Genomic DNA, 12,392 nt, shown 5'->3' on the forward strand with positions numbered 1-12,392 from the left:
TATTTCATGTCGGGTGCACGGGCGCCCGGCGGAATCGTCATTCGTGTTCGGCAAGGTAGGCCAGCAGGCGATCCTCATCCCAGACCGGCACGCCCAGTGCTTGCGCCTTGTCCAGCTTGGAGCCGGCCTCGGTGCCTGCAACCACGAAGCTGGTCTTCTTCGACACGCTGCCGGAGACCTTGGCGCCCAGTGCCTCCAGGCGCTCCTTGGCCACATCGCGGGTGAGCTGGGCCAGCGTGCCGGTCAGCACCACGGTCTGCCCATCCAGCGGACCCGCCACGATCTCCGCCAGCGCCGGCGCCTTGGCCAGGATCTCCTGCATCGCCTTCTCGGCGGCCAGCAGCATCGCACCGTGGCCCTCGGCGTCCAGCCAGGCGGCCAGGCCGCGCGCGGTGTCGTCCGGCAGGCCGGCGTTGACGAACTGGCCGTGCTCCGCATCGAGCACGGACTGCGCGCTGGGAAGCGCCGCTGCCAGCTTCTCCGCACGCAGGCGGGTGATGCCGGGGATCTCTGCCTCGACCAGCAGCTGCGCCAGATCCAGCCCCTCGCGCAGCCGGGCGCTGGGCGCATGAACGTCACTGATGCGCACCTGGCCGACCTGCAGCAGGTCGTCGATGGCCTGCTGGTTGCCCGGCTGCTCGAAGAAATGGCCGAGCGAACGGGCCACTTCGCCACCGATGTCCGGCACGCGCTTGAACAACGGCCACGGCAGGTGGCGGATCAGTTCCAGGTCACCGAACCACTGCGCCAGCGCCTTGGCCGTGCTCTCGCCGACGTGCTCGATGCCCAGTGCGAACAGCAGGCGCTCAAGCGTGGCGGCGCGGCTGGCGTCGATTGCAGCGATCAGGTTGTCGGCCCACTTGGTGGCGATCTTCCTGGTGTTCCATTCGAAGCTGGCCGGCTGCGCCAACGCCTGTGCGCGCCAGCCCGGATCGTTGCCGTCCAGCCTGAGCACCGCCGTGAGCACTGCACCACTGCCCTCGGCAGGCAGGTGCGGCTTCAGCGCGGCCGCGAGCGCGGATGGGTCTTCAGCATCCAGCACCAGCTTCAGGTGCAGCAGCTGGTCGCGATTGAGGCGGTACAGATCTGCCACGCTGGTGACGATGCCGGCGTCGACCAGGGTTTCGATGTACTTGTCACCGAGGCCATCGATGTCCATCGCGCGCCGCGACGCGAAATGGGCGATGGCTTCCTTGCGCTGCGCCGGGCAGGACAACTCACCGGAGCAGCGCCACGCCGCGGCACCCTCCTCGCGCACGATCTCCGAGCCGCACACCGGGCAGCGCGTCGGCATCTGCCAGGGCGTGGTGGCCTGCGGGCGGCGGTCGAGGATGACGCTGACCACTTCCGGGATCACATCGCCGGCGCGGCGCACGATCACGCTGTCGCCGACGCGCACATCCAGGCGCGCGATCTGGTCGGCGTTGTGCAGGGTGGCGTTGGATACGATCACGCCGGCGACCGCCACCGGGGCCAGCCGCGCGACCGGTGTGGCAGCGCCGGTGCGGCCGATCTGGATCTCGATCGCTTCGACGGTGGTGCTCTGCTCCTGCGCCGGGAACTTGTGCGCGATGGCCCAGCGTGGCGCACGCGAAACGAAGCCCATCGCCTGCTGGCCAGCGCGGTCATCGAGCTTGTAGACCACGCCGTCGATGTCGAACGGCAGGCCGTCACGCTGTTCGCCGATCATGCGGTAATAACCGAGCAGGCCGTCGGTGCCTTCCACTACCTGGCACAGCGCGCTGACCGGAAAACCCCAGGCGCCGAGCTGGGCCAGCGTGCCCGAATGGGTGTCCGGCAGTTCGCCGCCCTGTACTTCACCGGTGCCGTAGGCGAAGAAGCTCAGCCTGCGCTGCGCGCTGATCTTCGGGTCGAGCTGGCGCAGCGAACCGGCCGCCGCGTTGCGTGGATTGGCCAGCACCTTGCCGCCCTGCTGGCGCGCACGTTCGTTGTAGGCCTCGAAGTCGGCGCGGGCCATGTAGACCTCGCCACGCACCTCCAGCACGTCCGGCCAGTCCTTGCCGTGCAGGCGCTTGGGAATATCGCCGATCTCGCGCAGGTTGGCGGTCACGTCCTCGCCGGTCGTGCCATCGCCGCGGGTCGCCCCGAGCACGAAGTGCCCATCCTCGTAACGCAGGCTGATCGCCAGGCCATCCATCTTCGGCTCGGCCGAGAACCGCAGGCTGCGACGGCCCAGGCGCTCGTCGATGCGGCGCACGAAATCAGCCACCTCTTCGTCGCTGAAGGCATTGGAGAGCGACAGCATCGGCACCGCGTGGCGCACTTCGGGGAAGCGGCCGGAGGGGCGTGCACCGACCTGCTGGGTCGGGCTGTCGGCACGGGCCAGTTCCGGGTGTTCGCGCTCCAGCGCTTCCAGCTCGCGCACCATCCGGTCGTAGTCGATGTCGGGGATCTCCGGCGCGTCCAGCTCGTGGTAGGCGCGGTTGGCCTGGGCGATCTGCCGGCGGAGGACGTCGGCGCGTTCGGCGGGGCTGGGGCTCATCGGGATCCGGTGGTTCTGGGATGGCCGGGGATTCTACCGCGCCCGGCCGTCAGGCCCTGTAATGCCGCCGCTTCTGCAGCTTGCCGCCCCACCCCTGCCGGCGCTAGCGTGCGACGGTCGCCCCTCGGAATCCTGCCCGTGACCCTGCCTGCTTCCCGTCGACGCTTCCTGCAACTGGCCGGCGCCGGCCTCGCCGTCGCCGGTACCGGGCTGGCGCAGCCCGGCCATGCCCAACCCGCGACAGCCGCCCGCACCGCTGCTGCCGAAGGTGCGGTGCTGCTGAATTTCAACGAGTGCCCCTACGGGCCCTCCCCCGCGGCCCAACAGGCGGCACGCGACAGCATCGCCGGGTGCGGTCGCTACCGCTTCGCGCTGGCCGGCCAGGTACGCGATGCCTTCATCGAACAGGCGCGCATCCCCGCTGATCACGTGCGCCTCTATCCGGGCTCCAGCGAACCGCTGAACCGTGCCGCCGTGCTGTGGACCGGCCCGCAGTCGGGACTGGTGGTGGCCGACCCGACCTTCGAGACGCTGGGCGAGGTGGCCGCCGCACGAGGCGCGCACGTGCAGAAGGTGCCGCTGCGCGACGACGGTGCACATGACCTGCGCGCGATGGTCGCCGCCGCACATGCCCGGCCGACCGGGCTGCTGTATGTGTGCAATCCGAACAACCCGACCGGTTCGATCAGCGCACCGGATGAGCTCGCCTGGCTGATGGCCCACAAGCCCGCCTCCACCCGCGTGCTGGTCGACGAGGCCTACCTGCAGTACAGCGAGCAGCCCAGCCTGATCGCGCAGGTGGCACAGCGCGACGACCTGATCGTGCTGCGCACGTTCTCCAAGCTGTACGGCATGGCCGGCCTGCGCCTGGGCGTGGCAGCGGCCCATCCCGACCGCCTGCGCGAGCTGGCCGGGCTGGGCGACAATCCGCTGCCGGTGCCGGCCCTGGCCGCTGCACTGGCCAGCCTGCGCGACCCGCAGCTGATCCCGCAGCGACGCCTGCAGAATGCAAGGGTGCGGCAGGCCACCATCGCCTGGCTCGGCAAGCGTGGCTTCAGCTGCGTGCCCTCGGAAGCGAACTGCTTCGTGGTCGATGTGCAGCGCGATGGCAGCGCGTTCGCCAAGGCCATGGCCGACAACGGCGTGGTGATTGGACGCAGCTGGCCGATCTGGCCGCAGCGCGTGCGCGTGACGGTCGGCACCGAAGGCGAGATGGCCGCCTTCCGCCGGGCGTTCGCCAAGGTGGCCGGCGTACCGGCGTGACCCTGATGGTGGGGGCGAACCTTGGTTCGCCCTATCCACGCATGGCGTGGATCGACCGTTGTGAGTGCCGACCGTTGTGGTCGGCACACCGAAGAAATGCCCTTACCAGCGCGGGGTCTTGGTCAGCGGCGGTGCCTGGTGCTGGCGATCGTAGGCGCGCAGCTCGTCACGGATGTGTGCGATGCGCTGGCGCCCCAGGGCATTGCGGCTGTCGTCCAGCACCACGCCATCGAGCAGCTCGGCCATGCGCTGCACGGTGGGCAGCATCTTCTCCCAGGCGTCCAGCGCAGTCAGCGGCGCTGGGAGCGTCAGGAAGAAGGCAATGGCCGGGGTTTCCATGGCGCGGATGTTGGCCATGTCGAAGCTGCCCGGCTTCATGATGCTGGCCATCGAGAAGATCGGGCCGCGTTCGGGGTGGCCTTCCACCAGGCGGTGGAACACGTTCATGTGGCCGAACACCAGGCCGGTCTTTTCCGCCGCCACCACGATGTCTTCACCGCGCAGCTGCTCGCCGGCCCGGGCGGCCACGAACAGCGAGACGATCTTGTCGAAGTCCTGGGTGGCGCGCTTGCCAAGGTCGCTGGCCGCGGCCGGGTCGGTGTCGGCCAGGCCAAGCTCGGCCTGCTCCCCCTCCCCGGCCATGCCCGGCTCGACGCGGCCATCGGCCACGACGACGCCATCGTCGCCCAGCACCGGCTCACGGCGCTCGCCGCTGGTCGGCTCCGCGCTTTCCACGCGGCGCCCCTGGGGCTTCTTCTTCGGACGGCCAAACAGGAAGATCGCGGCGATCAACAGCAGGCCGGCGGCCAGGATGCCGATGCGCAACAGTGCCGTGTCGGACATTCGATAGGTTCTCCGGCTAGTTCATTCAGGTAACTAGGATGGCACGTCAGGCCGCGCCCGCCAATCGCGCGGCTTCTTCCAGGTCCACGCTCACCAGGCGGCTGACGCCCGGCTCGCGCATGGTCACGCCCGAGAGCTGGTGCGCCGCCTCCATCGTCGCCTTGTTGTGGCTGACGAACAGGAACTGCACCTTCTCGCTCATTTCCTTGACCATGTTGGCCAGGCGACCGACGTTGGCTTCGTCCAGCGGTGCGTCCACCTCGTCCAGCAGGCAGAACGGCGCCGGATTCAGCTGGAAGATGGCAAACACCAGCGCCACGGCGGTCATCGCCTTCTCGCCGCCGGACAGCAGCGAGATGCTGGACACGCGCTTGCCCGGCGGGCGCGCCATGATGGTCACGCCGGTATCGAGCAGGTCTTCACCGGTCAGCTCCAGGTAAGCATGGCCGCCACCGAACAGGCGCGGGTACAGCGCCTGCACGCCGGCGTTGACGCGGTCGAAGGTGTCCTTGAAGCGGCCGCGGGTCTCGCGATCGATCTTGCGGATCGCGTCTTCCAGGGTTTCCAGCGCGGTGGTCAGGTCCGCGTGCTGCGAATCCAGGTAATCCGAACGCTGCGAAGCCTCGCCGTACTCGTGGATGGCCGCAAGGTTGACCGGCTCCAGCCGGCGCATGCGTGCGTCGATCTGATGCACGGCCTGCTCCCAGTCGCCCAGGCGCGCATCCTCGGGGAGTGCGTTGAGCACGTCCTGCAGCACGAAGCCGGCCTTTTCCACCGCCGCCTGCAGGGTGTCGGCGCTGAGCACCAGTGCCTGCTGGTCCAGCTTGCGCTGCGAAATCCGCTCGCGCTGGGCCAGCGCCTGTTCGTCGCGCTGGTGGCGGGTCTGCTCGTAGTTGCGCAGCTCGGCGTCGATGCCGTCCAGCAGCGTCCGCGCCTCGGTCAGCACGCGGTCGGCGCGCACGCGCTCTTCCAGCGCGTTCTGGTGTTCGGCCTGCAGCGCTTCGACCGGCGAGTCACCTTCGTCCAGCTGCGAGTGCAGCTCGCCCAGTCGCGAATCCAACTGCCCACGCTGGGTGCCCATGCGCTCCAGCGCCTGGCTCAACGAGGCCAGCTGCGCGCGCTGTGATTCCAGGGTCAGTGCCAGCGCATGCGAGCGCTCGCGCACCGCACGGGCGGCATCGCGGGCCAGGTCGCGGGCCTCGGTCAGCTGGCGGCGCTCGCCCTCCAGCCGCTGCCGGGTCGACTCCAGGTCACCCATGCTGCTGACCGCGTTCTCCAACCGCGAGCGCGCTTCGCGCGCCTGCTCGTTGTTGGCTTCAATCGTTTCCTGCAGCTGCTTCAGCTCGCCTTCGATGCGGTCAATGCGCGTGCGTGCAGCCTCCACCTTGCCCTGCTGGCCCTGCAACTGGCCGGCCAGTTCGGACACCGCGCGATGGGCCTGGTAGAGCGCGCGCTGCGCGTCCTCGCGCTGCTGTTCGGCCGCCTGCAGCTGCTCGCGGAAACCGGCCAGCTGGTCTTCCAGTTCGGCCTCGTGGTCCTGCAGCTGTTCGATCTGCTCGCGCAGTTCCTGGATCTCACGTTCGCGCAGCAGCGCGCCCTGCTCGGCGGCACCGGAGCGCGACACGCGCAGCCAGCCCCGGCCCAGGCGCTCGCCGCTCTGGGTGATGATCGAATCGCCTTCGGGCAGGTTGGCCTGCAGCGCCTTCGCCTCGGACAGGTCGCGGGCCGCATGCAGGTGTGCCAGCAGCCGACGGATCGCCACCGGGCCACGCACGCGTGCGGCCAGCGAGGTGGGTGCAACCTTCAGTTCGGCATCGTCGTTGGCGACCAGCGCGAGGTGACCGTCGCCCAGCTCGCCAAGCGCGTCGACCAGGCTGGCCGGGTCATCGACCAGCACGCCTTCGATCAACTGGCCGAGCGCGCTCTCCACCGCGTTTTCCCAGCCGGCATCCACGTCCAGGCGCTCGCCGACGCGCGCCGCCGAATCCAGCCCGCGCGCCTTCAGCCAGGCGACGGCCGCGCCCTGCTCCTGGCCCAGCGCGGCCTGCTGCAGGGTTTCCAGCGAGGCCAGGCGGCCGCGCAGGCCGTTGGCCTGCTTGCGCAGTTCGGCCAGTTCGTTCTGGCCATTGCGCTGCTGTTCCTGCACGGCCGCCACGCCCTGCTTGCGCAGCTCGACGTCTTCGCTCAGTTCATCCAGCGCGGCCTTCTGCGTGTCGTGCTGCAGGTGCAGCTGCTCGAAGGCTTCCTCCAGCGCGTCCACGTCCAGCCCGGCGCGCTCGGCGGCCAGGGCTTCACGACGCCGGTCGGCATCGAGGATCTGCTTGTCCAGGTAGTCCACGCGCGTGCGCTCGACATCGCCGGCGCGCGAGGCTTCCGAACTCTGCGAGGTGTGCTGTTCCCAGCGCTGCTGCCAGCTGGCCAGCCGTTCTTCAGCCTCGCGCAGGCTTTCCTGCTTGATCTCGTTCTCTTCCTGCAGCGCTTCCAGCTGCGGGGCGGCGGCCTCCACCGCCTCGCGCAGCACGCTCAGCCTGGCCTCGTCGCCGCTGATGTGCTGGCCCAGTTCGGCCAGCGCCTGCTGCGTTTCATCGCGCGCCTTGTGCAGGCGCTGCGACAGCTCGCGCTGGTGCTGGATCTGCTGTTCCAGGCGCGCCAGCGTACTGCCGACCTGGTAGACCGCCGCCTGCGCGGTGTTGAGCGCGTCGGCAGCCTCTTCGCGCCGTGCGCGCGAGGTTTCGATGCGGGCTTCGGCATCACGCTGGTCGGCAATCAGCTGCTGCAGCCGCGTTTCTTCCTGCGACAACCCTTCGCGCAGCTTGGACAGGCGTCCGTCGAGGCCGCGGAATTCCAGCGCCTTCCACTCGGCGTCCTTGACCCGGCGCTCTTCCTGCAGGGTCTGGTACTGCTCGGCCTGCTTGGCCTGGCGCTTGAGGTGCTCCAGCTGCTTGCTGATCTCGTCGCGCAGGTCGCCCAGCCGGTCCAGGTTCTCGCGGGTGTGACGGATGCGGGTCTCGGTTTCCTTGCGGCGTTCCTTGTACTTGGAGATGCCGGCTGCCTCTTCCAGGTACACACGCAGGTCTTCCGGGCGCGCCTCGATGATCTGGCTGATCATGCCCTGCTCGATGATCGAGTAGCTGCGCGGGCCCAGGCCGGTGCCGAGGAACAGGTCGGTGATGTCGCGGCGACGGCACTTGGTGCCGTTGAGGTAGTAGTTGCTGGTACCGTCGCGGCTGACCGTGCGCTTGACCGAGATTTCGTTGAACGAGGCGTACTCGCCGGAGATCGTGTGGTCGGAGTTGTCGAAGATCAGCTCGACCGTGGCCTGCGACACCGGCTTGCGGGCATTGGAACCGGAAAAGATCACGTCGGTCAGCGAGTCGCCGCGCAGGCGGCTGGCCGAGCTCTCGCCCATGACCCAGCGCACGGCGTCGATGATGTTCGACTTGCCGCAGCCATTGGGCCCCACCACGCCGGTCATGTTGGTCGGCAGGTGCAGGGTGGTCGGATCGACGAACGACTTGAAGCCGGACAGCTTGATCGTGGAAAGACGCATAGGGGTTCCGGACTGGGGCCGGCAAGCGGCCTGCGTTTACCCTCCAAGTCATTGATCCTGCTGGGATCGATGCCCGTGGATCGGGTGTGACGCCCTGAGTATACCGATGTGGCCGTGTTCTACGAATGGGCGTGGAACATTGTCCAGCCCCACCCCGCCGGCCGGACGTGGCCCGACGCCACGAAACGGAGCCATAAAACAAAACGGGCACCCTTGCGGGCGCCCGTTCTGCGGTGATGCCAGGCCTTGCGGCGTGGGATCAGGCTTCGGCGACGACGACGACCTTGACGGTGGTCTCGACGTCGGCGTGCAGGTGGATCAGCACGTCGTACTCGCCGATGTTGCGGAAGGCGCCTTCGCCCAGGATGACTTCGCTCTTGCTGACCGGCAGGCCGGCAGCGGTGAAGGCATCGGCGATTTCGCGGGCGCCGACCGAGCCGTACAGCTTGCCTTCGGTCGAAGCGTTGGCCGGGATGGTCACGCTCGCGCCGTCCAGCTTGGCCTTGCGGGCGTCAGCTTCGGCGTGGATGGCTTGGGCCTTGGCTTCGTATTCGGCGCGCTTGGCTTCGAACTCGGCCTTGTTGCTCTCGGTGGCCGGCACGGCCTTGCCCTGCGGCACGAGGAAGTTACGGCCGTAGCCCGGCTTCACGTCGACCAGGTCGCCCAGGTTGCCGAGGTTGGTGACTTTCTGCAGGAGGATCAGCTGCATGGTATTGCTCCAGATAAGTTATTCGTTAGCGAGGCGATGCCCCGCAACAAAGGCTGTCCGAATAGCTGGCACAGCGGGGGCGGCACCGGGCCGCCCCGCCGGGCATCAGACGTCGTGGTTGTCGGTGTACGGGATCAGGGCCAGGAAGCGAGCGCGCTTGACGGCGGTCGCCAGCTGGCGCTGGTACTTCGACTTGGTACCGGTGACGCGGCTCGGCACGATCTTGCCGTTCTCGGTCAGGTACTGGCGCAGGGTGTTGAGATCCTTGTAGTCGATCTCCTTCACACCTTCAGCCGTGAACTTGCAGAACTTGCGGCGACGGAAGAACTTGGACATGGGAAGGCTCCTTAGGCGGCGGAAGCGGCGTCGTCGCCGGCTTCGTTGTCAGCGGTGGTGGTGGACTCGCCTTCTTCGTCGTCACGACGACGGCGCTCACCGCGCTCCGGCTTGTCACCCTTCTCGTCCTTGCTCTTCATGATCAGCGACTGCTCGGTGTCAGCCTCGTCACGCTTGATGACCAGGTTGCGCAGCACGGCGTCGTTGAAGCGGAAGCTTTCGGTCAGTTCGTTCAGAACGGCCTGGTCGGCTTCGATGTTCATCAGCACGTAGTGGGCCTTCACCAGGTTCTGGATCGGGTACGCCAGCTGGCGGCGGCCCCAGTCTTCCAGACGGTGGATGGTGCCGTTGCCGTTCTCGACCAGCGACTTGTAGCGCTCGATCATGGCCGGGACCTGCTCGCTCTGGTCCGGGTGGACCATGAACACGATTTCGTAATGACGACTCATGTTTTTTCTACCTTTCGGATGTGGCCTTGCGGCCGGACAGCCCCCCGCCGTTGAGACCGCGGTGGGGCAAGGGTTCCCGCCAGGGAGGCAGGAAGCCGCGCATTATGGCGCAGATGGGGTTGCCGGGCAACCGGTGGGTCACCTGGCGCCCTGAACCGGGGGCGGGCGCCCAGCCAAGCCGGGTGGGGCGCCACCAGAACGATCAGGTCCCGCCGGGCCCTCAGGCCTTGTCGGCGTCGGTGGTGAAGCTCTCGCCGCAGCCACACTCGGCGGTGGCGTTCGGGTTGCTGAACGTGAAGGTCTCGCTCAGGCCGTGCTTGCCGAAGTCGATCACCGTGCCGTCCACCAGCGCCAGGCTCTTGGCGTCGACGTAGATCTTCACGCCGTCCTGCTCGAACACGGTATCGCCCTCGCGCTCATCGCGGGCCAGGTCGGTCACGTGGCCCCAGCCGGAACAGCCGGTCTTGGTCACGCCGAAACGCAGGCCCAGCGCGCCGGGGGTCTGGGCGACGAAGCGCTGCACGCGCTCGAAGGCAATGGGGGTCAGGCTGACGGCCATGGGGACTACTCCAGAGATACAGGGACATTATAAGGAGCCGTTGCCGCGAAAAATGCCTCGCAAGCGGAACGCTGCAACCGGTAAACTCCCGTGTTCACAGATCGAGTCGATCAGCAGAGGATTCAAGTCATGACGGTGGTCAGCGTTGAACATGCGCTTGCCGGGAAGATCCCGGAAGGCGGCGAAGTCACGGTACGCGGATGGGTGCGCACGGTGCGCGGTTCAGCGAATCTGGCCTTCGTGAATGTGAGCGACGGCTCCTGCTTCGCCCCGATCCAGGTGGTGGCCAACGACAGCCTGGGCAACTTCGACGAGATCAAGCGCCTGACCAGCGGCTGTTCGGTCATCGCCACCGGCACCCTGGTGAAGTCGCAGGGCAAGGGCCAGTCGTTCGAGATCCAGGCCAGCACGCTGGAGGTGGTCGGCTGGGTCGAGGACCCGCTGACCTATCCGATCCAGCCCAAGCCGATGTCGCCGGAATTCCTGCGCGAAGTGGCCCACCTGCGCCCGCGCACCAACCTGTTCGGGGCGGTCACCCGCATCCGCAACTGCCTGGCCCAGGCCGTGCACCGCTTCTTCCACGAGAACGGCTTCAACTGGATCAGCACCCCGATCATCACCACCTCCGACGCCGAAGGCGCCGGCCAGATGTTCCGCGTGTCCACCCTGGACATGGTGAACCTGCCGCGTGACGAGAAGGGCGCGATCGATTTCAGCCGCGACTTCTTCGGCAAGGAAACCTTCCTGACCGTGTCCGGCCAGCTCAACGTCGAGGCCTACTGCCTGGCGCTGAGCAAGGTGTATACCTTCGGTCCGACCTTCCGCGCCGAGAACAGCCACACCACCCGCCACCTGGCGGAGTTCTGGATGATCGAGCCGGAAATCGCCTTCGCCGACCTGGCCGAAGACGCGCGCCTGGCCGAAGAGTTCCTGAAGTACCTGTTCCGCGCGGTGCTGAACGAACGCAGCGACGACCTGGCCTTCATCGCCGAGCGCGTGGACAAGAACGCGATCACCAAGCTGGAAGACTTCATCAATGCGCCGTTCGAGCGCATCGACTACACCGATGCGGTCAGCCTGCTGCAGAAGTCCGGCAGGAAGTTCGACTTCCCGGTCGAATGGGGCCTGGACCTGCAGACCGAGCACGAGCGCTGGCTGACCGAGGAACATGTCGGGCGCCCGGTGGTGGTGACCAACTACCCGGAGCACATCAAGGCCTTCTACATGCGCCTGAACGACGACGGCAAGACCGTCGCCGCGATGGACGTGCTGGCCCCGGGCATCGGCGAGATCATCGGCGGCAGCCAGCGCGAAGAGCGCCTGGACGTGCTGGACGCGCGCATGGCCCAGTTCGGCCTGGACCGCGAGCACTACAGCTGGTACCGCGATTTCCGCCGCTACGGTTCGGTGCCGCACGCGGGCTTCGGCCTGGGCTTTGAGCGCCTGGTGGTGTACGTCTGCGGCCTGTCCAACATCCGCGATGCGATCCCCTACCCGCGCGCCCCGGGCAGCGCGGACTTCTAAGCCCCACACGACCACGGAGGTGCTGCCCCCATGACCCTGTTCTTCGCCCTCTGTTTCGTCGGCGTTGCAGTGGCCGGGTTCAGTGCCTTCGTGATCTTCTGGCCGCTGACCCTGGTGCACGTGCGCGACCGCCATCCGGCGCTCGCCGAGCGCTTTGGCAGCGGCGCCTTCCTCAAGCCCGATGCCCTGGCCTGGCTGCTGCGCCGTGATTATCGCCAGCAACCGGACCGCTCGCTGTCCGGGCTGGCGACGCCGGCCTGGGTATCGCTGCTGACCCTGCTGGCCGGACTGGGCATGGCCGCCCTGCTCTGGCTGGCCTCGCTCTGGTAACGCATCCATGAATGACATCTCCGTCTCGCGCGACAGCTGGTGGCTGGCCAGCCTCGGCAACACCCTGATCTGGGCGCGCCTGCGCGTGCGCCCGGCCGGCACCGCCGAAGTGCTCGACAGCGATGGCAATACGCTGAGTTATGACAGCGAAGACACCGCGCGTTCGCAGTTGTTCGACGCCGAATTCGTCGAGTACGACGGCCTGGACGAGGAAGACGCGCTGGTGCGCGGCTTCAGCCTGCACGAAGTGCAGCCGCCGCAGGCCGACAGCGACGAAGGCCTGCGTGGCCGCATGATCCAGTCGCTCGGCGGGCGCGCCTGACCCT

At 67.8% G+C, this 12,392-nt stretch carries 11 protein-coding genes; 4 read left to right on the top strand and 7 right to left on the bottom strand.

All coding sequences use genetic code 11. From position 1 onward, the window contains the following. Positions 1 to 37: 37 nt before the first annotated feature. The gene (ligA, locus tag NSQ78_RS14130; RefSeq protein ID WP_188348108.1) at positions 38 to 2,509 is read right to left on the bottom strand and encodes an NAD-dependent DNA ligase LigA; all 2,472 of its coding nucleotides are present in this window, start codon (positions 2,507 to 2,509) and stop codon (positions 38 to 40) included. A gap of 132 nt (positions 2,510 to 2,641) precedes the next feature. Here ligA and NSQ78_RS14135 point away from each other — a divergent pair, with 132 nt between their 5' ends. Then, the gene (locus tag NSQ78_RS14135) at positions 2,642 to 3,766 is read left to right on the top strand and encodes a pyridoxal phosphate-dependent aminotransferase (protein WP_049465848.1); all 1,125 of its coding nucleotides are present in this window, start codon (positions 2,642 to 2,644) and stop codon (positions 3,764 to 3,766) included. A gap of 102 nt (positions 3,767 to 3,868) precedes the next feature. Here the strand turns inward: NSQ78_RS14135 and zipA are convergent, their stop codons facing one another. The 6 genes from zipA to NSQ78_RS14165 all read right to left on the bottom strand — a co-directional run bounded on the left by zipA (position 3,869) and on the right by NSQ78_RS14165 (position 10,212). Further along, positions 3,869 to 4,609 (bottom strand): cell division protein ZipA, encoded by a 741-nt coding sequence (gene zipA / locus NSQ78_RS14140; protein ID WP_049465847.1) that lies wholly within the window; start codon positions 4,607 to 4,609, stop codon positions 3,869 to 3,871. A 46-nt stretch (positions 4,610 to 4,655) separates the two neighbouring features. Beyond that, positions 4,656 to 8,159 (bottom strand): chromosome segregation protein SMC, encoded by a 3,504-nt coding sequence (gene smc, locus NSQ78_RS14145; protein ID WP_064238844.1) that lies wholly within the window; start codon positions 8,157 to 8,159, stop codon positions 4,656 to 4,658. Positions 8,160 to 8,418: 259 nt separating this feature from the next. Then, on the bottom strand, positions 8,419 to 8,868 hold the full coding sequence (gene rplI / locus NSQ78_RS14150) for a 50S ribosomal protein L9 (protein ID WP_043398478.1): 450 nt from the start codon (positions 8,866 to 8,868) through the stop codon (positions 8,419 to 8,421). 105 nt (positions 8,869 to 8,973) lie between these two features. Beyond that, positions 8,974 to 9,204, bottom strand: a complete 231-nt coding sequence (gene rpsR / locus NSQ78_RS14155) for a 30S ribosomal protein S18 (protein WP_002804494.1) — start codon at positions 9,202 to 9,204, stop codon at positions 8,974 to 8,976. A gap of 11 nt (positions 9,205 to 9,215) precedes the next feature. Next, positions 9,216 to 9,653: a 30S ribosomal protein S6 gene (gene rpsF, locus NSQ78_RS14160; RefSeq protein ID WP_006452997.1), complete on the bottom strand. Its 438-nt coding sequence runs from the start codon at positions 9,651 to 9,653 to the stop codon at positions 9,216 to 9,218. 220 nt (positions 9,654 to 9,873) lie between these two features. Beyond that, the gene (locus NSQ78_RS14165; protein WP_049428383.1) at positions 9,874 to 10,212 is read right to left on the bottom strand and encodes an iron-sulfur cluster assembly accessory protein; all 339 of its coding nucleotides are present in this window, start codon (positions 10,210 to 10,212) and stop codon (positions 9,874 to 9,876) included. Between the two features lie 129 nt (positions 10,213 to 10,341). Here NSQ78_RS14165 and asnS point away from each other — a divergent pair, with 129 nt between their 5' ends. Genes asnS through NSQ78_RS14180 form a run of 3 tightly spaced genes read left to right on the top strand, consistent with a single transcriptional unit; the run spans position 10,342 to position 12,388 of the window. After that, on the top strand, positions 10,342 to 11,736 hold the full coding sequence (gene asnS, locus NSQ78_RS14170) for an asparagine--tRNA ligase (protein WP_057493207.1): 1,395 nt from the start codon (positions 10,342 to 10,344) through the stop codon (positions 11,734 to 11,736). Positions 11,737 to 11,766: 30 nt separating this feature from the next. Then, positions 11,767 to 12,066 (top strand): hypothetical protein, encoded by a 300-nt coding sequence (locus NSQ78_RS14175; protein WP_005417403.1) that lies wholly within the window; start codon positions 11,767 to 11,769, stop codon positions 12,064 to 12,066. 7 nt (positions 12,067 to 12,073) lie between these two features. Beyond that, the gene (locus NSQ78_RS14180; RefSeq protein ID WP_049465843.1) at positions 12,074 to 12,388 is read left to right on the top strand and encodes a hypothetical protein; all 315 of its coding nucleotides are present in this window, start codon (positions 12,074 to 12,076) and stop codon (positions 12,386 to 12,388) included. The last annotated feature ends 4 nt before the right edge of the window (positions 12,389 to 12,392 follow it).

The organism is Stenotrophomonas sp. FSL W7-1447, from assembly GCF_037966425.1.
GTDB lineage: Bacteria > Pseudomonadota > Gammaproteobacteria > Xanthomonadales > Xanthomonadaceae > Stenotrophomonas > Stenotrophomonas pavanii.